The sequence below is a fragment of the Micromonospora olivasterospora genome, from assembly GCF_007830265.1.
Classification (GTDB): domain Bacteria; phylum Actinomycetota; class Actinomycetes; order Mycobacteriales; family Micromonosporaceae; genus Micromonospora; species Micromonospora olivasterospora.
The window spans coordinates 125917-146737 of record NZ_VLKE01000001.1 but is presented as its reverse complement, the minus strand read 5'-3'; the positions used below and the strand labels follow the sequence as shown (position 1 = coordinate 146737).

12 protein-coding genes and 2 pseudogenes are annotated in these 20821 nt (G+C 72.3%); 7 read left to right on the top strand and 7 right to left on the bottom strand.

All coding sequences use genetic code 11. The features are described from left to right. Positions 1–36 precede the first annotated feature (36 nt). Positions 37–795 (top strand): annotated as a pseudogene (locus JD77_RS00530) (amidohydrolase family protein). Between the two features lie 28 nt (positions 796–823). Here the strand turns inward: JD77_RS00530 and JD77_RS00525 are convergent. After that, positions 824–1270, bottom strand: a complete 447-nt coding sequence (locus JD77_RS00525; protein ID WP_246140468.1) for an alpha/beta fold hydrolase — start codon at positions 1268–1270, stop codon at positions 824–826. Between the two features lie 234 nt (positions 1271–1504). On the opposite strand from JD77_RS00525, the gene JD77_RS00520 reads away from it, so the two are divergent. Both JD77_RS00520 and JD77_RS00515 read left to right on the top strand, forming a co-directional pair. After that, positions 1505–8722 carry a calcium-binding protein gene (locus JD77_RS00520; protein ID WP_145772565.1) on the top strand — a complete coding sequence of 2406 codons (7218 nt, stop codon included), beginning with the start codon at positions 1505–1507 and terminating at the stop codon, positions 8720–8722. Continuing rightward, positions 8719–11187: a calcium-binding protein gene (locus tag JD77_RS00515; RefSeq protein ID WP_145772564.1), complete on the top strand. Its 2469-nt coding sequence runs from the start codon at positions 8719–8721 to the stop codon at positions 11185–11187. Before JD77_RS00520 ends, JD77_RS00515 begins: the two co-directional genes overlap by 4 nt. A gap of 232 nt (positions 11188–11419) precedes the next feature. On the opposite strand, the gene JD77_RS00510 is transcribed toward JD77_RS00515, so the two are convergent. Together JD77_RS00510 and JD77_RS00505 are read right to left on the bottom strand one after the other, a co-directional pair. Then, complete coding sequence (locus JD77_RS00510; RefSeq protein WP_145772563.1) at positions 11420–11875, bottom strand: NUDIX hydrolase; 456 nt, start codon at positions 11873–11875, stop codon at positions 11420–11422. Then, the gene (locus tag JD77_RS00505) at positions 11872–12681 is read right to left on the bottom strand and encodes a DegT/DnrJ/EryC1/StrS family aminotransferase (protein ID WP_246140467.1); all 810 of its coding nucleotides are present in this window, start codon (positions 12679–12681) and stop codon (positions 11872–11874) included. Before JD77_RS00505 ends, JD77_RS00510 begins: the two co-directional genes overlap by 4 nt. A gap of 405 nt (positions 12682–13086) precedes the next feature. Between JD77_RS00505 and JD77_RS00500 the strand changes: the two genes are divergently transcribed. Together JD77_RS00500 and JD77_RS00495 are read left to right on the top strand one after the other, a co-directional pair. Then, positions 13087–13959 carry a LamG domain-containing protein gene (locus tag JD77_RS00500; RefSeq protein WP_246140466.1) on the top strand — a complete coding sequence of 291 codons (873 nt, stop codon included), beginning with the start codon at positions 13087–13089 and terminating at the stop codon, positions 13957–13959. Positions 13960–13996: 37 nt separating this feature from the next. Further along, positions 13997–15547, top strand: a complete 1551-nt coding sequence (locus tag JD77_RS00495; RefSeq protein WP_145772561.1) for a PQQ-dependent sugar dehydrogenase — start codon at positions 13997–13999, stop codon at positions 15545–15547. A 9-nt stretch (positions 15548–15556) separates the two neighbouring features. Here JD77_RS00495 and JD77_RS00490 read toward each other — a convergent pair whose 3' ends face one another. From JD77_RS00490 to JD77_RS33190, 3 genes and pseudogenes are all read right to left on the bottom strand, one after another. Next, positions 15557–16495: a carbohydrate kinase family protein gene (locus JD77_RS00490; protein WP_145772560.1), complete on the bottom strand. Its 939-nt coding sequence runs from the start codon at positions 16493–16495 to the stop codon at positions 15557–15559. Then, positions 16485–17333 carry a hypothetical protein gene (locus JD77_RS00485; protein WP_211372448.1) on the bottom strand — a complete coding sequence of 283 codons (849 nt, stop codon included), beginning with the start codon at positions 17331–17333 and terminating at the stop codon, positions 16485–16487. Before JD77_RS00485 ends, JD77_RS00490 begins: the two co-directional genes overlap by 11 nt. A gap of 88 nt (positions 17334–17421) precedes the next feature. After that, positions 17422–17934: pseudogene (locus JD77_RS33190) on the bottom strand (ATP-binding cassette domain-containing protein); the annotation flags it as partial. 162 nt (positions 17935–18096) lie between these two features. Here JD77_RS33190 and tnpA point away from each other — a divergent pair. Both tnpA and JD77_RS00470 read left to right on the top strand, forming a co-directional pair. Further along, positions 18097–18516: an IS200/IS605 family transposase gene (tnpA, locus tag JD77_RS00475; RefSeq protein ID WP_145772559.1), complete on the top strand. Its 420-nt coding sequence runs from the start codon at positions 18097–18099 to the stop codon at positions 18514–18516. Then, on the top strand, positions 18492–19757 hold the full coding sequence (locus tag JD77_RS00470) for an RNA-guided endonuclease InsQ/TnpB family protein (RefSeq protein WP_145772558.1): 1266 nt from the start codon (positions 18492–18494) through the stop codon (positions 19755–19757). The genes tnpA and JD77_RS00470 overlap by 25 nt, the downstream gene beginning before the upstream one ends. A 23-nt stretch (positions 19758–19780) precedes the next feature. On the opposite strand, the gene JD77_RS00465 is transcribed toward JD77_RS00470, so the two are convergent. After that, positions 19781–20755 (bottom strand): substrate-binding domain-containing protein, encoded by a 975-nt coding sequence (locus JD77_RS00465; protein ID WP_211372447.1) that lies wholly within the window; start codon positions 20753–20755, stop codon positions 19781–19783. Between the last annotated feature and the right edge of the window lie 66 nt (positions 20756–20821).

Genomic DNA, 20821 nt, shown 5'->3' with positions numbered 1-20821 from the left:
GCACGGCGGAAGGCCCTTCCCCTAGGCTGGCCACCCGTGAGTACGACGCCGGGTCCCGCCACGGACGACGACGTTCCCGCGTACCTGGCCGCCATCGGGCTGGCGGGGCTGGTGGACATCCACGTCCACTTCCTGCCCGAGCCGATGCTGCGCAACGTGGGGGCCTTCTTCGACGAGGCCGACGTCCGGTACGGGGTCCCCTGGCCGATCCCCGACGCGGTGCGCTGCGCCACCATGTATCCGGAGCCGGGCGTCGGTGACTAGGTCGCCGAGGCCGTCACGGCCGGGGCCCGGCTGTTCAAGGTCCACCTGCAGGTGGGCGGGTTCGCGGCGGACGACCCGCTGCTCGACCCGGCCTGGGCCGTCCTCGCCGAGCAGCGGGTGCCCGTCGTCCTGCACGGCGGCTCCGCGCCGGCGCCGGGGCGCCACACCGGCCCGGACGGCGTCCGGCGGCTGCTGGGCAGGCACCCCGACCTGCTGCTGGTGATCGCGCATCTCGGCATGCCCGAGTACGACGCCTTCGCCGACCTCGCCGAGCGGTATCCCGGTGTCCACCTCGACACCACCATGGGCGGCACGGACTTCGCCGACAGGTTCGCGCCCCTGCCCGCCGGATACCCTCAGCGGCTGCCCGCCCTGGCCGACAGGGTCGTCCGCGGCTCGGACTTCCCCAACATCCCGTACCCCTACGCCCACCAACTGCGGGCGCTGACCCGCCTCGACCTGGGCGACGACTGGATGCGCGGGGTCCCGTGGACCAACGGCGCGCGGCTGCTGCGCCTCGGGGTCGACTGACCGCGCCGCCGTCGCCGGGGACGCGTCGTCAGCGCAGGAACCCGGCCATCGTCCTGAGGAACCCCTCGGCGTCGTCGAGCCAGGGGTGGTGCCCGGCGCCCGGCTGCACGGCCAACTCGGCGTGCGGGAACAGGCCCGCGTACCCGGCGGCGCACTTCGGGGGGAGAGCGACGTCGTATTCGCCGGCGACGAGCAGGACCCGCGCCCGGAGGCGGGCGGCGGCGGACCTGACCGCCTCCGGGTCGAGGGCGCCGGCCGAGTAGTAGACGGCCGCGGCCTCCGCGTTCCGTTGGCTCGCCTCCCGGGCGACGTGGGACTGGCTGGCCGCGTCCCACCGGCCGTGGGTGAACGGCGTGATCGCCGTCCAGTCGGCGGCCGTGGCCTCGCCCGACCAGATCCGCTGGAGCCGCCGACGCTGCCGGCCGTGCCGCGCGACCTCGACCCCCGCGGACCCTGGGCCGGCGGCGGGCGACACAGGGCGTAGGGCACCGACTTTCGCCCCGCGTCCGGCGGGCCGCAATCCGCCCTCGGTAGGCGTCTCCGCTCCGCGCGCACCGGCCTGAGTGGCCGCCCGGTGCGGCGGCGTTAGCCGTTCGGTCTGACGCCTTGTCACGATGCCGACACAGTCGTTGTGGACGGTGGTCGCTGTCGATGTGCTGTCGCCGACCCCCGTGCCGTCGTCGACGGCCATCGAGGAACGAGGTGGCTCATGGTGGCTCTACGACGGCTGCTCGCCGCGGCCATCGCGACGGTGGTGACCGCTGCGCTGGCTCTGGTGTGGACGGCGGCGCCCGCCCACGCCGACGAGGCATGGGAGACCGCGCTCAAGAACCTGATGTCCCGCACCGCGACCTGGGCCGACGGGGGTCTGTCCCAGGTCGGGCTGCTCGGCCAGCCGTTGCCGCTGCTCGGGGTCAGCCCGGGCGCGCTCGTCAACGCGGACCAGCTGGCCAAGAAGGCGTCCGACGCCCTGGCCAGCGGCCTGACCAAGGACGATGTGGACCTGGGCAACGGCACCCGCCTCACCAGCTCGGTCACCAGCAGCGGCGGGGATCACCTGCTGGACGTGCTGCTGACCACGAAGCAGGAGGTGGTCGACAAGGACCTCACCCTGGCCGGGGTGACGCTCGACAAGGCGGTCAGCGTCACCGGCTGGGCCACCCTGCACCTGCGGGTCCGGCACACCGCCGCGGGGGAGACCTATCTGGTGCGCGACGGGGACACCCCGCGCATCGACATCGACGCGGCGGCGCGGCTGCGCGCCGACCTCGACCAGGCCACCGCCTCGGTCGGCATTCTCGGGGTCACGCTGACCGCCGGCAGCACCCTCACCGCGCGTACCCACCTGAAGGTCACCCTGACCGACCCCAACGGCGACGGCCGGCTCGCCTTCGACACGTCCGCCGGCGCGAACACCGGGGAGCTCGGCGCGCCCGGCTCGCTCGCCGGCCTGGTGCAGGTGGCGCTGGACAACTCCGGCGGCGGGAAGATCTCCGACACCGAGACGGAGCCCGGCCCCGGCTCGGTGCACGGCGTGGTGAAGCTGGGCGCGGCCGTCTCCGGCGCGCCCTTCGCGCTGCCCGCCGTGGCGGCGACCGTGAACGTCGACTGGAACGACATCTCCGTCGGCACCCCCACGGTGACCACCACCGGCCTGGACGAGACGATCGCCAAGTTCCGCAACATGAGCCCGCTGGACCTGGCCTCCGGGCTCGCCCAGCTCGCCACCCTGCTCAGCGGCGTGCAGCAGAGCGGCCCGGCCGGCAACCTCAACCTGCCCTTCCTGCGCGGCACGTTCGCCGACGCGGTGAAGGTCAACGAGAAGCTCACCGACTTCCTCCGCAAGAGCGTCCACCCGCGGCCGGACGACCCGCAGTTCGACCCTGACCACGACGACCCGGCCCTGGCCGGGCAGCCGAAGTTCAGCTCCATCCAGCAGTTGCTCGCCATGCTCGCCGCCGAGGGGCTGCCGGTGGACGGCCTCTCCTTCGCCGACGACAAGCTGGTGTTCCGGGTCAAGCTGGAGCACGAGTCCACGGTGGAGGTTCCGCTCGACCCGGGCGCCGCGGAGCTGTCCGGGCGCGGGGCGACCTTCACCGCCAAGGGCTTCAGCGTCAGCGGCAACCGGTTCGCGCCGGGCGCGCTGATCGGCCAGCGGGTGGTCGCCGGCACCTCCGCCGGCACCGTCCTCGCCAACACCGCCGACTCCGTCACCCTCAGGGAGGACTGGATCGGCGGGCAGCCGCCGAACGACAGCGTGTGGGTGATCAGCGGCTCCAGCTCGAACGTCGGCGCGGTCGAGCTGGCCGGCACCCTCGCCAAGCCGGTCGGCGGCGACAAGCGGGTCGGCCTGCGGGCGGCGAACGCCCAGGCCAGCTTCGCGAAGGTGAAGCCCCGCTACAGCGCGTCCGTCACCCTGGTGCTCGACCTGAGCGACGGCCCCGGCAGCCCGGCGCCCGCCGACCGGGTGCTGCTGCGCACCGACCCGGCGACGCCGCTGTTCGCCGCCGACTTCCCGATCGCCACCGCGGTGGACTTCTTCGCCACCGCCGGCTTCCTCAAGGTCAAGCTCTCCGGCGACCTCGCCGTCGGTCCGGCCGCCTCCGGCCAGCGGATGATCCAGGTCAGCTTCAAGCAGGCGCAGGACATCAGCCTGGGCACGCTCTTCCAGCGGTTGAAGTCCGACCCGGGGAACCTCCTGGTCGTGTCGACGTCGGTGAAGACCACCGGCCGGGTCACGGTCAGCGTGCCAGGCGCCACCGGCGCGCTCGGTCAGGGCGTCGGCGTCGACGTGAGCTGGACGGCCGGCGGACAGCCGGTGGTCGACACCTCCGCGCTCTCCGGGCTGTTCGCCGTCGACTTCAACCCCGACGACCCGAAGGCGCTCTTCGCGGTGGTCGTCGAGGCGCTGCGGCTGATCAACGCCGCGCTGTCCCAGTCCGGCGACGGCAGCGGCCCGCTGGACAAGGAGATCCCGCTGCTCGGCCGCTCCGCCCGGCAGCTGCTCGGCGCGGACGAGAGCGGCGTCGGCAAGGACGTCACCTTCGCCCCCGACGGGGAGAACTTCCGGCTCAAGGACGCCTCCCGCGTCGACGACGACTCCGGCTTCGACGCCCGGCTCGAGGGCCGGACCGTCGTGATCGGCAGCAAGGCGTACCGGGTGCTGAAGCAGCTCGACCGGCAGACCCTGCGCGTCGAGGCGGCCGGTACGCCGAAGCCGGCGGACGGCACCGCGTACGCCCTGCGCCCGGAGCTGGCCGACGCGCTGGACCGGCTGCTCGCCTCGCCCCCGGACAACCTCCAGGACGTCCTCGACAAGCTCAACGCCGCCATCGGCGAGGACAGCGGGATCGCCTTCACGCTCGACGAGCGGGAGGGCGGGCCGTTCCTGCGGCTCGGGCTGGACTGGAAGCGCAGGTTCCACACCGGCGGGCCGCTCAACTTCGCCTGGGACGCCCACCGGGAGCTGATCACCCTCGACAGCTCCGGCACGTTCGCGGTGGACGTCGACGCCCGCGCCCAGCTCGGCCTGCTGCTGCCCCTGCGGCTGAACGCCGCGCCGCTGCTGGACCACAGCTCCTCGGCCAGCGTCACCGTCGACGGCGGGGTCACCAACGCGGCGATCGCCGCGCGGGTCGGGCCGCTCGCCCTCGACCTCGGCAAGAACCCCGACTTCGCCACCGTGCAGGCCAACCTGAGCGTCGGCCTCGACGGGCTGACCGAGGACGGGCCGATCAGCGGCCTGCTCGGGCTGACGCCGAAGTTCACCACCGCCGGCGCCGACTGCGGCGACGGGATCGGTGGCGCGAACGTGCCGCTCTGCGCGAAGGCGCCGCTGTTCGTCAACAACTGCGACCCGGCCGACGACACCAACCTGCTCACCCTCACCGTCGGCCTGGACCTCACCCCCACGGCCGGCACCCCGAACCTCGACTCCTGCTTCGCCAACCTGTCGCTCAAGCTCACCGACTTCAACGTCGGCATCGACGGGTACCTGGCCAAGATCGAGGAGGCGCTGCGACTGGCCAGCTTCGACGGCAAGCTGCCCCTGGTCGGCGACGACCTGCAGCAGGGCGAGCGGTTCGTCGCGCAGCTGCGCGAGGACATCAAGGCCGCGATCGGCCCGGTGCTGGCCAACGCCACGCTCGACAGCGCCGGCGTGCAGGCGGCCCTCAACGAGGTGCTCGCCGACCTGGACCCGGGCGTGAGCGCGGTGGTCAGCTGCCGCAGCGGCGTCGCCGCGCCCTGCGCGCCCGAGGACTTCCAGGCGATCCGGATCAAGCTCACCAACTCCAAGGGTGCGCCGTCCGCCGCCGACGGTTGCAAGGACGCCAGCGCGTCCGACGAGTGCCTGAAGCTCAACGTGCCGCTCGACCTGGGCATCCCCGGCCTGTCCCTGAAGGCGAAGAAGGGCGCCCCGGACGGCATCCAGGCCAAGCTGGGCTGGAAGCTGCACCTGGACCTGGTCCTGGACCGGGACGAGGGCTTCTACGTCCCCACGCACGACGGTGACGTGACGCCCGAGGTGCAGGTCGGCGCCCAGTTCGACATGACCGGCGACCTCGCCGCCCAGCTCGCGTTCATCCAGGTCAAGGCGACCAAGCGGGCCACCGACCCGCTGGTGAAGGCGTACTTCGGCATCGACCTGAAGGGCTCGCCGGGGGAGAAGAGCTGCTTCGACCCCACCGTCACCGCCGACTGCACGGCCAACCCGGACGACCGGCTCACCCTCGCCGAGTTCGCCGACCTGGGCTCGCTGCTGGCCACCGACCTCACCGCCCAGGTCAAGATCGACTGGAAGCTGGCGGCGGCCGTCGACACCGGCGGCGAGGACTCCGCGCTGCCCGGCATCAGCGCCAACTTCGGGCTGCAGTGGGGCCTGACGCACAAGCGGGGCGGGCTCACCGCGACGGGCGACGGCGTGACCACGCCGCTGAAGGTGACGTTCACCGACATCGCCCTGGACGCCGGCGCCTTCTTCGACAAGATCCTCAAGCCGGTCGTGGAGAACCTCAAGTCCGTCACCGGGCCGCTGCAGCCGGTCATCGACACCCTGTACGCGCCGATCCCGGTGCTGTCGGACCTGTCGAGGGCCACCGGCGGACCCGACATCACCCTGGTCTGGCTCGCGAAGACGTTCAGCACCCTCAACGGCGGGCCGGACCTCGCCTTCGTCGACACCATCCGCGCCGTGGTCACCTTCGTGAACCGGATACCCGACTGCGACTCCGGCTGCTCCATCCCGCTGGGCTCGTTCAAGATGGACAGCGCCAAGGCGCTGACCACGGAGGTCTCGCCGGCCTCGGCCGAGAGCCTGATCGACCGCACGTCGGACTACCACCCGGCCACGGCCGAGCAGGTCAAGGCGGACGTCGACACCGCGGCGGGCGACGACGGCGAGAAGCTGTTCACCCCGACCGCCGACGGCAAGAGCAACGCGCAGAAGACCGGCTTCAGCTTCCCGATCTTCGACAACCCGGGCTCCCTGTTCGGGCTGCTGCTGGGCCAGGACGTCGAGCTGGTCAGCTTCGACTCGGGTCCGCTGGCGCTGGGCTTCAGCTGGCGGCAGTCGTTCGGCCCGGTCTACGCCCCGCCGCCGGTCTTCGTCACGCTGTCCGGCAGCGCCTCGGTGACGGCCCGGTTCATCGCCGGTCTGGACACCGCCGGCATCCGGCACGCCGTCGAGGCGGCCACCGACGGCACCGAGCTGGACGCCGTCAGCCTGCTCGACGGGCTGTACTTCAAGACCGCCGACAGCAGCGGCAAGCCCGTCCCGGTGGTCACCCTGCGTGGTGAGATCGCCGCCGGGGCCGAGGTGAGCGTGCTGATCGTCAAGGTCGGCATAGAGGGCGGCATCCAGCTCACCGTCGGCTTCAGCTGGAACGACCCGAACAACGACGGGAAGTTCCGCACCAGCGAGTTCCTCCAGGCCCTGCTGAACAACCCGATCTGCCTGTTCACCACCAGCGGGCGGCTCTCGGTCTTCCTGAGGGTCTACGTCACCATCAACCTGTTCCTGTTCAAGAAGAAGTTCGCCTTCACCCTGGTCGACGCGACGCTGCTCGACTTTCGGGCGCAACCGAACTGCGACCCGCCGCCGCCGGAACTCGCCGGCACCGTCGGGGACACCCTGGTCGTCTTCGCCGGCAAGTTCGGCACGGAGGCGCAGCGCGGCGACACGGCGTGGGACAACACCGACGACGACTACGCCGGTGACGTGGTCAAGGTGTACGCGCTGCACTACGCCGACGCGGGCACCGAGGGCGCCACGGACGACTTCGACGGCTTCGCGGTGGAGGCCCTGGGCCGCCGGCAGGAGTTCCTCGACCCGAACCTGACCCGGGTGGTCGTCGACGGGCGCGGCTACAAGGTTGCCGATCCGGGCAAGACGTCCCTGTCGGTGCTGCTGGTCGGCGACGGCGACACCAGCGGCGACGGCACGAGGACGTCGGCGTTCGACAAGACCGCGGTGGTGCTCGGCTCCGACGGCAAGGACCGCATCCGCACCGGGACCGGGCCGGCGTACGTCGACGGCCGCGGCGGCGACGACGTGATCGTCACCGCCGAGGCGGCCGGCGTGGTCAGCCGGGTCGCCGGCGGCCCCGGGAACGACAGCATCACCACCGGCGACGGCGACAACGTGGTCGCCGGCGACAGCGGCCTCGGCGGCACCGACCGGGGCACCACCACCGTGCGCACCGGGGCCGGCGACAAGCCCCTCACCGGGCTGGTGGACTGGACCTCCCTGACCGCCCCGAACGGCGGCCACGACGCCGACGACGCCCAGGACCACGTCACCGTCGGACACGGCGCCAGCACCGCCTTCGGCAACGGCGGCGACGACGTGCTCGGCGTCCTCGTCGACGACCGGCCCAACGGCGCGAACACGCTGGTCGGCGGTCCCGGCGCGGACACGATCAACGGCGGTAAGGGCGACGACACCATCCACACGTACGACACGAACGTCCCCGCCGACGCGGACCAGCCCGGCAGCGGCGACGCCGTGGAGGGGCTGGTCAACCAGGTCGACACCGGCGCCGGTCAGGACACCGTGCACGGCAGCGCCGGCGTGGACCTGGTCGTCTCGCACTCGGCCAACGGCCAGACCGGCCGCGTCTACGGCTACGGCGGCAACGACGTGCTGGTCGGCGGCTACGGCACCGACGAGCTGTTCGGCGGGCCCGACGACGACTACGTGATCGCGGAGCCCTCCCGGGTCGGCGAGGCGGACGGCTCGGACGGCTACGGCCCGTTCCGCGAGGTCGTCCACGAGCCGCTGCCGGCGAACACGCAGTCGCAGACCAAGCTGCTCGTCGGCGGCCTCGGCAGCGACCACCTGATCGGCGGGGACGGCGGGTCGACCATCTTCGGCGACCGGCACCTGCCCGCCGAGGCGTGCGCCGACGCCACCCTCGCCGACGCCCAGCCGACCCCCGCCGACCAGGGCGCGGCCGACCTCATCCTCGGCGGCGCCGGGACCGAGGTCGTCACCGCCGGCGGCGGCGACGACCGGGCGGACCTCGGCGGCGGCGACGACCGCGCCTGCGGCCAGCTCGGCGACGACACCCTGCACCTGGGCGGCGGGAACGACCGGGCCTGGGGCGGCGACGGCGTCGACCAGCTGCACGGCGACGACGGCGACGACCTGCTCTTCGGCAACGCCGGGAACGACGGCCTCTTCGGCGGGCCCGGCGCGGACACCGCCGAGGGCAACGCCGGCGGCGACCAGGTCGCCGGCGGTCCGGGCGACGACGTGCTGTACGGCGGCGGGCGCGCCGCCGGTGCCGCCGACGGACGGGACTTCCTCTACGGCGAGGAGGGCGCCGACCGGATCGTCGGCGACAACGGCACCCCGCGCATCGGCGACGTCGGACCGTACCCGCTGGACCTGGCCGGTGACGTGGCCGGCGCCGGCGCCGGGACGTGATCTCCGGCGGCGGGGACGCCGACCTCGTCTACGGCGGCCTGGGCGACGACCGGATCAACGGCGACGCCGGGGACGACCAGATCGAGGGGAACAACGGCGCCGACCTCATCCACGGCGACCTCGGCCGGGACGAGATCGTCGGCGGCTCCGGGCAGGAGCCCGCCGCCGGAGTCGGCCGGCCGGACACCGGTGACCAGCTCTACGGCGACGCCGACGCCGACCTGATCGCCGGGGACAACGCCCGGTTCGCGCCGGCCACCACCGACGCCACCCGGGTCACCCAGGGCCGCAGCGGCCCGCAGCGCAAGGTCACCCTGCTCGACCTCGGGTTCGCCCCCGTGGCCGGCACCAGCGGCGGCGACCTGATCTCCGGCGGCGACGGCGACGACGTGGTCTTCGGCCAGGGCGGACCGGACCGGGTGCAGGCCGGCGGCGGCGCCGACTTCGCCGAGGGCGGCCCGGGCTCCGACTGGGTCGAGGGCAACGCGGGCGACGACGACCTGGTCGGCGGCTCCAGCACCGCGTACGACGGCAGCGGCGCGACCACGACGGGCCAGCCGGACACGGCGGACGCCGTCTTCGGCGGACCCGGCTCCGACGCGGTCATCGGCGACAACGGCGCGGTGCTGCGCCCGCTGCCCGGTGAGCAGCCGACCCCGGCGACCGTCCGGCTCGCCGCCGACGGCAGCCCGTTCGGCCCGCGGATCGTGGTGCTGCTGGACCGGGCGGCGGCAGTCGCCGGCCGGTACGGCGCCGACCGGATCAGCGGCGGCGACGGGGTCGACGCCCTCTGGGGACAGGACGGCGACGACGCCCTGGCCGGCGACGGTGACGGCGACTACGCCGAGGGCAACGGCGGCGCGGATGTCCTCCGCGGCGACAACGCCCTGACGGCGGCCGGGCGCAGCACGGTCACGCCGCTGCCCGACCCGGGCTGGCCGGGCGACCCGTCGGCCGCGGCCGACCTGGTCGGGGCCGGCGCGCCGGCCGGGCAGGACGACCTGATCGGCGGCAGCTCGGCCGCCGGCCACCGGGACACCGCGGACGTGGTCGAGGGCAACGGCGCCGACGACGTGATCCTCGGCGACAACGGCTCGCTGCTGCGCACCGTGACCACGGTGAACGGCCAGCAGGCCGAGAAGGTCTACACCGAGCGGTACCCGACCGGCGCGGTGCCGGCCGACGCCACCCGGGTCCGCACCCACGACCCGGCGCTGCCGGGACCGTCCACCCGGTTCTGCACCACCGCCCAGCCCACCTGCGAGCCGACCGGCGCCTTCGGTGCCGACCAGCTCTACGGCGATGCCGGCAACGACGGCGTCTGGGGCCAGGACGGCGACGACCTGATCCGGGGCGGGGCCGGCGACGACGACCTGTTCGGCGAGCTGGGCGCGGACACCCTGTACGGCGACGACGGCGCGGACGCCATCCTCGGTGACCGGGGCGGCGTGATGAACCAGTACCTCAACGCCGACGACGTGGCGGCGCTGGGCTTCACCGTCACGCTGTCGTCGGTGCCGCAGGAGACGTTCACCGGGTTCCGGGCCGGCGACTACGACCGGCGGGTGGACCTGCTGCACGACACCGACGGCGACACCTGGATCGGCGGCTCCACCTCGGCGCCCATGCCGTACGCCGGGCTGACCGCCGGGGCGGGCGACTGGATCCGCGGCGGCGCCGGGGCCGACAACATCCACGCCGGCTTCGGTGACGACGTCGCCAACGGCGACAGCGGCGGCGACCAGCTGTTCGGGTCGGAGGGCTCGGACGTGCTGTGGGGCGGCAAGGGCTGCGACCCGGTGCTCGACGCGGCCAACCCGCAGTGCCAGGTGAACGGCGTCTTCAGCGCCGCCGCCCGGGGCGACCGCGACCAGTACGTCGACCACCTCTTCGGCGGCGCCGGGGCGACCAGCGGCCCGGCCGTGACGGCGGTGCTCAGCTCCGACCTGCTGGACTTCCGTCCGCGCGGCTCCTACCCGGACAACTGCGCGGCCGGGGCCTGGCCGGTGGACCTGGCGGCGGGCACGGTCGACCCGTGCCGCTGGTTCGAGATGACGGGCCTGGACAACGACGTCCTGGCCGACAACCAGCACCACCACGGCACCGACTGGATGTACGGCGGCTGGGACCGGGACGTGATGCAGGGTGACGTGACGGCGAACGGGCCGAACAACGGCGACCGGATGTTCGACTGGAACGGCGCGTACAACCTGTTCACCCACTGCAACTCGGCGTACGGCGGGTTCAACGACATCCGCCAGCACAGCCCGGCCATGCAGGACTTCCTGACCAGGCTGGCCTGGGCCACCGGCGCGGGTCGCAGCCCGTCGGACGTGACCACGGCCGGAACGTCGGCCTTCCTGGAGTTGTCCTACGTCTACCCGCGGGACAACAAGGAGCAGGGCGCCGGGGCGGCCTTCCCGGGCACCCCGGGGCACTTCGACCTGCCGTCCTGCACCGACTGACCGACCGACGCACCACCGGGGCCCGGCTCTCCGAGGAGAGCCGGGCCCCGGCCTGTGCCGGCGGAGCCTTGCGGTCGAGCAGGCCGCGCAGCTTCGTCAGCGCACGCGACGTCCGCGACTTCACGGTGGTCACTGATGCGGAGCGGGCCGGAGCTCGGATCTCCGGCTCGCTCCTGGGAATAGCGAAGGGCGGGCGGCGGCGAGTCCCTCGACGGGCGCTATGAGCTGTGGCCTAGACGAGTTGTGCTGTTGCCCGGGATGCTTCGGCGATCAGCGATGGAAGTTCCTTCGGGGTGGGTAGTTCTGCGATGTCGGCGATGTCAAACCAGGCGACGTTGGATACCTCCTCGAGTTGAGCGTCGAGGGTGTCACTGGTGGTTCGGCAGATGTAGACGAAGTCGATGTGCCGGTGCAGGCCGTCTTTGCGGTCTTCGATGTCCATCTCGATGATCGCGAATGGCGTCGGGATGCTTCGGACGGCGGGGTGGGCGAAGCGCTGAGGTGCGAGGATCTGGGCTTCGATGCCGGTTTCTTCGACGACTTCACGCAGTGCGGCCTCGGCGGGGTCTTCGTTGGGGTCGACGTGTCCGCCCGGGTACAGCCACAGGCCGATCTTGTTGTGGTGGACGAGAAGGACCTTTCCCGCGCTGTTGAAGACGATCGCTGAGCTGGTGAAGTGGCGGATCATGCTGCGGTTTCCCCTCGGGCGACTTGGGCCGCTTGGTCGGCCATCCACGCTACCGTCGCCTCGGGCAGGTGGGGGTGAACGGGCAGTTGGATGGTGTTCGTGGCGAGGCGTTCGGCGTTTGGGCACCTCGTGGCGTGTGTTTGGAACAGCTGCTGGTGGTAGAGCGGCCGGTACCGCCATCGGATCGAGTCCGGCGGCAGTCCCGCAGCCTGGAAGGCTCTGGCGACATCGGTGGCGCGGCTGGTAGCGAGGAGCACGAGGTGGTAGTAGTTCGGTTTGTCCTGCACGCCGTACGGCAGCTCGCGCAGCAGGCCGCCAGCGGGCAGGGCGGCGAGGATCCGTTCGGCGTTGCGGCGCCGACGGTCGAGCTGGGTGTCGAGTTGGGTCAGGCGGCGCATGCCGATGGCGGCGAGTGGGCCGGCCAGTTTGTAGTTGACGCCGTGGCCGCCGCGTAGGTGTCCGAGGTGGGTGTAGCGGTCGATGCGGTCGGCGAGCTCGCGGTCGTTGGTCAGGAGGAAGCCGCCTTCGCCGGTGGACAGGAGCTTGCGGTCGTGGGTGGAGAAGCAGCCGACCCGGCCGAGGGTGCCGGCGGGCCGGTTCGCGATTCGGGTGCCGTGGGCCTGTGCCGTGGTCTGGAGCGGGACGACCAGCAGCCCGACGACCACCACGAAGAGCAGGTCGCGGCCGGGGAACTCCATCCAGCTGAACGCGTAGGTGGCGAACGCGGCGACGAACAGCGGGATGATGGTCGCCGGCCAGGTGCGGTGGGCGGTCGGGTTGCCGGCGCCCGGCGCGGTGGTGGCCACCGTGGCGTTGGTCGCCTCCTGGGCCGGGTCAGCGAAAACATAGATCGCACCGAACCGCTGGCCGTGCGCAAACGTTCTTTGGATGGGGTGCGTCGGATTCCTTCAACGCTGCGGGTACATCAGTCGTCCCTGACCGTTCGTCACCGCCGTGCGGAGCAGGAACCGCGATGCCATCCAGGACAGGCCATCTGATTTCAATCTGTCGCATCGGCGGACGCCTCACCTTCGCGGTTGCATGACGCAGAACAGACCTGCTGGCCGACCCCCAGCTCGGGCACGTAAGCGATCACGTGCCCGACGGGATACGACGAAAGGCCGTACGCGTTGACCAGACCAGGACGAGCCGCCGCCCTCACCGCCGCTCTACTGACGGTGGGCCTGACGGCCTGTGCCGAAGTGCCACCCGTGCAGGCGGATCCCGACCGCCCCCGGGTGCACCCGGCCCTGCGACCGCACCTGGTCGCCTTCTACGACTTCGACCACCCCGTCGAGGGCGACCCTGCCCTCGAACGCGACCAGGGCCGCTCCGGCACCGAGATCGAGCTGATCAACGGCGGCGCTGCGATGCGCGTACCGGACCACGCGTACCCGGGCAGCGGCGACGCGCTGCAGACCCGGCAGATCAACCCGGCCACGGCCGGCAACGACGACTGGAAGGCCGGCACCTGGTCGGCCAGCGGCGTGGGGACCCTGCGGGCGTTCGCCGGGACCAGCGCGACCACCGTGCTGGGGTGGTTCAAGCGGGAGATGGACGGCCCGGCGCCCAACTCCAGCACCGCCGACCTCGACGACCGCTACCACGCGATCGGGCTGGCCGGGGTGCTGACCGGCGACTCCGACGGGCACGGCGTGCGGGCGCTGCTCGAACTCATCGACGTCCACGGCGAGCTGCGCCTGGTCGCGTTCGGCCGGCGCCTCGACGGGGGCAACTCGCAGACGTTCGCCGCCGCCGAGGACTGGCGTACCCTGCTGCCCAAGGGCGAGTGGGTGCACCTCGCCGCCACCTTCGACTTCGCCACGGGCGCCATGGCGCTGTACCGCGACGGTCAGCCGGTGGCGGGCTTCTACACCCGTGACGACGACCCGTGGCGCGTGTCCGGGCCCGGCCCGCACGTCACCACCGCTTCCGACCCGCGCGGCATCAAGATCGGCGGGAGCTTCCCGCAGGACACCCGGGAGGCCAACCCCTGCGACTGCCGGATGGACGGCCTGATGTTTCTCGACAGCGTCCTCTCCCCGGACGATGTCGCCAAGCAGTACCACCACATGGTTCGGTGACTATCCTCGGCACCGTCCCATCGAGAAGGAGAACACCGTGCGCACACCGACGACCCGCCGGCCGGTGCTGGCGGCGGCCGGGCTCACGGCCGCCGCCCTCGTCCTGTCCATCCTGGTCGCGGTGTCCGCCGGGCCCGCCACCGACGCCGTCTACGATCCCGTCCCCAAGATGCCCGCCCAGTCCCGGCTCGGGCTGGTGCTGAGCGAGTACGCCAGCTTCCCGCGGTCGACGCCCACCCCGGCGCCGGTCGACCAGCGGCTCATGCGGACCGCCCGGATCAACACGATCATGGAGCTACCCGACGGCTCCGGACGCCGGGCCGTGCCCGACCTCAACGGCAACCTCTACCTGGTCAAGAACGGCGTGCCGCACGTCTACCTCGACGTGGCCGCGACCTTCGCGCCGCGGTTCTTCTCCGGCCGGGGCCTCGGCCAGGGCTTCGGCTACGTCACGTTCCACCCCGAGTTCGGCAGCAACGGCCGGTTCTACACCCTGCACACCGAGCAGGCGTCCGCGACCAGGAAGGTGCCCGACTACGCCCAGTCCGGCACCATCTACCACGGCGTCATCACCGAGTGGACGGCCGCCGACCCCGCCGCCGACACCTTCGCCGGCACCCATCGTGAGGTGCTGCGCATCGGGTTCGGCGGGCCGATCCACGGCGTCCAGGAAATCAACTTCAACCCCACGGCGAAGCCCGACGACGCCGACTACGGGCTGCTGTACGTCGCCGTCGGCGACGGCGGCCTGGGCGTGCGCAACGGCGACCCGCAGAACCTGGGCATGCCGCACGGCAAGCTGCTGCGCATCGACCCCCGCGGCACCGACTCCGCCAACGGGCGGTACGGCATTCCGCCGGCCAACCCGTTTGTCGGCCGGAACGGCGCGCTCGGCGAGATCTACGCCGTCGGCTTCCGCGACCCGCACCGGTTCAGCTGGGACTTGGCCACGGGCCGGATGTTCCTGGGCCACATCGGCGAGCACGCCGTCGAGGCGATCGACGAGGTGCGCGCCGGCGACAACTTCGGCTGGAGCGAGCGCGAGGGGTCGTACGTCTTCGACAAGGCGGCCACCAACCCCTGCGACAAGCTGCTGCCGCTGCCCGCCGACGATGAGCGGTACGGCTACACGTACCCCGTCGCGGCGTACGACCACGACCCGCCGCCCGGCTGGGACTGCACCTCGGACCTCGGCGTCGCGGTGGCCGGCGGCTTCGTCTACCGGGGGCACGACCTGCCCGCGCTGCGCGGCAAGTACGTCTTCGGCGACCTGGTTGACGGCCGCGTCCTCTACACCGAGGCGAACGAGATGCGCCGGGGTGCCGGCCTCGCCCCGATCCACCGGCTCGCCCTGTTCGACGCCGCCGGCAACGCGGTGCGGATGCAGGACCTCTCCGGCCCCGGCGCGCCCGGCGACCCGGCGCGGGTCGACCTGCGCTTCGGCACCGACGCCGCGGGCGAGCTGTACCTGCTGGCCAAGGCCAACGGGAAGGTCTGGAAGGTCACCGGCACCCGGTCTTTGCCGACGGCGACGTCTGCCACACCAAGCTACGCGCCGACGGCGGGGCGGCCGACTGGGCCCCGGTGACGCCGGCGGTCAGCCCGCGGACAGCTCCGCCCGGGTGGGCGACTGGGCGCCCGGCCGGGCGCAGACGTACGCGGACAGCCTCGCCGCGTGGTCGAGCACCCCGCGCAGCGCCGGGCCGTCGACCTCCCGCAGCGCGGCGCGCTGCCCGGCCCCCAACAGGCCGGCCGAGGCCAGGGTGTCGAGCAGGACCACGGTGAACGCGTCCCCCGCGCCGACCGTGTCGACGACGGTCACCGGTCGCGCGGGTGCGCGGGTCACCCCGTCCCGGCTGAGGGCGAACGACCCCCGCGCCCCCTGGGTCACCACGACGACGGCCGGGCCGGACGCGAGCCACTCGGCCGCCACCGCCTCCGGCGCGACGCCCGGCCGCAGCCAGGCCAGGTCCTCGTCGCTGACCTTGACCACGTCGCTGAGCGCCACCGTCGCGGCGATCCGGTCCCGGGCCCGGCCCGGGTCGGCGGCCAGGGCCGGTCGGACGTTCGGGTCGTAGCTGACCGTGGCCCGGCCGCGCAGGTCGCGCACGATCCGCCCGACGGCGCCCGCGCCCGGCTCCAGGTAGGCGCCGACCGACCCGACGTGCAGGGCGAGGATCGGCTCGGGCAACGGTGGGTCGCCCGGCAGTTCCCAGTGCAGGTCGAACTCGTACCGGGCCGCGCCGGTGGCGTCGAGGAACGCCGCGGCGGTCGCGGTGCGGCGGCCGTCGACCCCGCCGCCGACCAGCCGGACGCCGGCCGCCCGCAGGTGCCCGCGGACCAGCGCGCCGTCCGGGTCGTCGCCGGTGCGGGTGAGCAGGTGCACCGGCCGGTCGAGCCGGGCCAGGCCGACCGCCACGTTGGCCGGGCTGCCGCCCGGGTGCCGCCGCACCGAGCCGTCCCGGCCGTGCACCACGTCCACCAGCGCCTCGCCGACCACGAGCAGGCCGCCCGCCGGGCCGGGCTCAGTCGACATCGAAGACGGCGACGGTCACGGGTGTCTCCAGCTGCGCCGCGACGGCCCGCCAGGTGTCCCGGAACATGCCGTACGCGGTCTTGATCTCGACGCCGACCGGCAGCTCGGGGCACTCGTTCTCGCCGTTGGTGCCCCAGTTGACCCAGCCGGACTGGCGGCGCTGGACGATCTGGAACGCCCCGGACGGCGCGGAGGTCCACCACACCATCGCCCGGCCCAGCCGGCTGTGGAACTCGACGGTCTTGTCCGCCGCGCCCGGGAAGATGGTCTCGTCCGGCGCGGCGGAGACGTCCACCGGCTGGTCGGTCAGCGTCCAGGCGCGCTCGGGCAGGTCGGCCAGGACGTGCGAGTCGGCCCGTACGCGGGCCAGCCGCTGGCGGATCTCGTCGGTGTCCAGGGCGCCCTCCCAGGCGCAGAACAGCCGCCAGTACAGGTCCCAGTGCGCCGCCTCGATGTCGCCGGTCAGCAGCTCCCGGAACGCGGCGAACTTCGCCGAGGTGGCGGTCGAGTCGGCGACGGTCTCCTGCACCATCCGCACCAGCTGCCGCGCGTACGGGTCGCCGGCCCGGTAGCGGGTGCCGCCGTACGCCGCGAACCGGTCGAACACCAGCTCGCCCGGGCCGCCCTCGAACTCGTCGCCGACCGTGATCTTGTTGGTCACGGACCGGCCGTTGACGACCGTACGGAAGTCGTCGACGTGGTAGCGGCGGCGGAAGTACGGGGTGCCGTGGGTGAACCACCAGTCGATCGCGAACCGCTTGCCCCGCAGCTCGGGCAGGAGGCCGTCCGGGATGGTGCCGTGCATGCGGTAGTGGTGCAGCACCGGGCCCCGTTCCACGACCTCGATCCGGCCGCGCGCATCTCCCCGATGATCCGGTAGAGCTGCTCCGCCTCGCCTCGCCCCGCGACAGCGCGGCGGTCGGCTCGTCGAGCACCAGGATGCGGGCGTTCTCGCTGACCGCGCGGGCGATCTCCACCAGCTGCTGCATGCCGACGCTGAGCCCGCCCAACTCCCGCCGCGGGTCGATGCGCGCGCCGATCCGGGCGAGCTTGCGCCGGGCGGCCTCCGTCATGGCCCGCCGGTCGAGTGCGCCGTAGCGGGTGCGCGGCTCCCGGCCGAGGGCGAGGTTCTCCGCCACGGTCATCGCCGGCACCGTGTTGAGCTCCTGGTGGATGACGGCGATGCCGTGCCGTACGGCGTCGGCGGGTGAGGCGATCTCCACCTCCTCCCCGTCGATGAGGATGCGGCCCGTGTCCCGGCGCACGTTGCCAGCCAGGATCTTCATCAGGGTCGACTTGCCGGCGCCGTTCTCGCCCATCAGGGCGTGCACCTCGCCGGCCCGCAGCTCGAAGTCCACTCCGCGCAGCGCCTGGGTGGCGCCGAAGCGCTTGCTGATCCCGTCCAACCGCAGCAGCGGCTGGCGATCCGACCTGGTCATCTGGTGCCCTCTTCGCTCCCGGTCGGTGCGGCGCCGGCGACGGCGCCGCACCGTGGCGGACAACTACCGATTTGAGGCGAGAGGGCTGCCGTGTTCAGGCGGCGGGTGAATCGCTGCCCTGATGCTGCTCTGTTAGTTGTGTGCCATGCGTATACTAGGTTCGTGGTCGAATATCAGACGAACCGTGGGGCGGTGTACAGCCTCGGATACCACGTGGTGTGGTGCCCGAAGTACCGCCGCCCCGTGCTCGTCGGCCCAGTCGCCGAACGTCTGCGGGACCTGATCGGGCAGAAGTGTGACGAGCATGGCTGGTCGATCGTGGCGCTGGAAGTCATGCCCGACCACGTGCACTTGTTCGTCCGGGCCGACCCGAACGCTTCGCCGTCGTACATCGCGAACCAGTTCAAGGGCTTCACCTCGCGGGTGCTTCGCGACGAGTTCTCTCACCTGCGCAGCCGGCTGCCAACCCTGTGGTCCCGGTCGTACTTCGTGTCGTCGGTCGGCAACGTGTCCGCCGTAACCATCCAGAAGTACATCGAAACCCAGTGGGAGCGGCCGTGGAGGAAGAGAGGCGCGTCGTGAAGATCAACCACGGATACGTACGTCGTCTCGCCCCCACTGCGGAGCAGGCCGCCGCACTCGACATTCAGGGCCACGCGGCCCGTACGATGTGGAACCTGCTGCACGGGTGGTGGACGTGGGGCGGCGGACGCGACCGACGCCCCACACTGAAGCAGGCCGATGAAGCGATCCGGCAGGCACGCAAGGACATCCCGTGGCTCGCGGACCTGCCCGCGCAGGCCGCACAGCAGGTGTTGAAAACGTACGTGCGGGCGTGGAGAAACTGCTGGGAAGGCCGGGCGTCCGTACCGGAGTTCAAAGCCCGCCTACGGTCACGCATGTCCGTTGACGTGCCGCAGGGACGAGACCTCGCGATCACCCGCCTGTCCCGCCGCGTCGGTCAGGTGCGCATCCCGAAAGCCGGCGTGGTCCGGTTCCGCTGGTCCGGGCCGATCCCCGGCGTCGGCCGTGAACCCGGCCGCACCACCGGCGGCCGGCTCGTCAGGGACGCGCTCGGCTGGCACATCGTGTTCCGCACCGAAGTGGAGGTGGGGACACCAGCGCGGCACCAGGGGCCCGCCGTCGGGATCGACCGGGGCGTCAACGTCGCCCTGGCCCTGTCCGACGGCAACGACCAGCACCACGGACCGTGGTTGCGGCCGAAGGAGGCCGAACGGCTGCTGCGGCTGGAACGCAAGGCCGCCCGGCAGAAGCGGGCCCGCAATCCGTTCGAGCGTACGTCGAACCGTCTGCACCGCACCTACGCCCAGATCGCGGGGTTACGCGCGAGAGCCAAGCGCCGCCGCTACGACTGGCAGCACAAGACCACCACGACCATCGCCGGAAGGTACGGCATCGTGGCGGTGGAAGAACTGCGGGTGGAAAACATGACCCGCTCTGCGAGAGGCGCCATCGCCGAGCCGGGCCGCAACGTGCGGCAGAAGGCCGGGCTGAACCGGGTCATGCTCAACGAGGCCCACGCACGCACCGTTGAACTGCTGGCGTACAAGCTGGCCGAGCGGGGCGGGCAACTGCTGAAAGTGCCAGCAGCGTACACGTCGCAAACGTGCTCAACCTGCGGGCACCGTGACCCCCGCTCCCGTCACGGCGTCGTGTTCACCTGTACCTCGTGCGGGCACCTCGACCACGCCGACACCAACGCGGCCCTGAACATTCTCAACGCGGCCGGGCTTGGTCGTGTACGGACGTGGAGCCCCGCACCTGTGGGCTGCGAAGCGTCAACCACCCGGCGTGCCGCATGAGCGCCGCCAGGAATCTGCCCTCTTCAGGGGGCAGAGGAAGTCAACAGCCCTGGTATTCGTTGACGGTGTCCGGGGTGACGAGCTCGCTCGGGATGAGGATCGTGGTCTGCGCCGGCGGCTTGCCGTCGACGATGCCCTGGGCCACCTCGACCGCCCGGCGCACCATCTCGGCCGGGTTCTGGGTGGCGGTCCCGACGAACGGTGAGGCCGGCGCGCTTGAGTTCGGCGACGCCCTCGGGGCTGCCGTCGACGCCGGTCACCTTGATCCGGCCGGCGGCCTTGGCCTGCTCGACGGCGAGCACCGCGCCGAGCGCCGAGGGGTCGTTCATCCCGAAGATGCCCTGCACGTCGGGGGTCGCGGTGAGCATGTCGGTGGTGACGGCGAGCCCGGAGGCGCGGTCGTTCTTGGACGCCTGCTGGCCGACCACCTTGATCCCCGGGTTCTTCTTCACCACGTTGTTACAGCCGGTGATCCGGTCCCGGATGGTCTGGATCGGGGTGCCGTCGACGAGCAGGATGTTGCCCTTGCCGCCCAGCTGCTGGATCAGGTACTCGCAGGACTTCTCGCCGGCCTGCACGGCGTCGGTCATGATGACCGCGTCGGCGCCCTTGGCCGGGGTGTCCACGGCGATCACGATGATGCCGGCCCGCTTGGCCCGCTCGATCGCCGGCTGGATGCCGTTCTCGTCGACGGCGCTGACGACGATCAGGTCGACCCCCTGCTGGATGAACGTGTCGATCTGGTTGTTCTGGTTGGCGAGGTCGAGCTGGGCGTCCTGGGTGTTGGTGGTGGCGCCGATCTTCGCGGCGGCCTCCTTGGCGCCCTTGTCCATCGCCGAGAAGAACGGGTTGGACATGTCCTGGACCATCAGCCCGATCTTCTCGATCTTCTTGGGCTTGTCGGCGACCTCGCTGTCCCCGGAGGTGCAGGCGGCGGAGGCGAGAGCGGTGGTGACGGCGAGGGAAAGGACGGCGACGGTGCGCGCGATACGGTTCATGAGCTGTTCTCCGTGGGGCGGGGAATGGTTGGGAGGCGACCGTTCGGGTCGGTGGAACCTGCGCCG

Coding starts and splice junctions, on each gene's coding strand:
- JD77_RS00520 (WP_145772565.1), top strand. CDS start 1,505: ATGGTGGCTCTACGACGGCTGCTCGCCGCGGCCATCGCGACGGTGGTG.
- JD77_RS00510 (WP_145772563.1), bottom strand. CDS start 11,875: ATGATCCGCCACTTCACCAGCTCAGCGATCGTCTTCAACAGCGCGGGA.
- JD77_RS00490 (WP_145772560.1), bottom strand. CDS start 16,495: ATGTCGACTGAGCCCGGCCCGGCGGGCGGCCTGCTCGTGGTCGGCGAG.
- JD77_RS00465 (WP_211372447.1), bottom strand. CDS start 20,755: ATGAACCGTATCGCGCGCACCGTCGCCGTCCTTTCCCTCGCCGTCACC.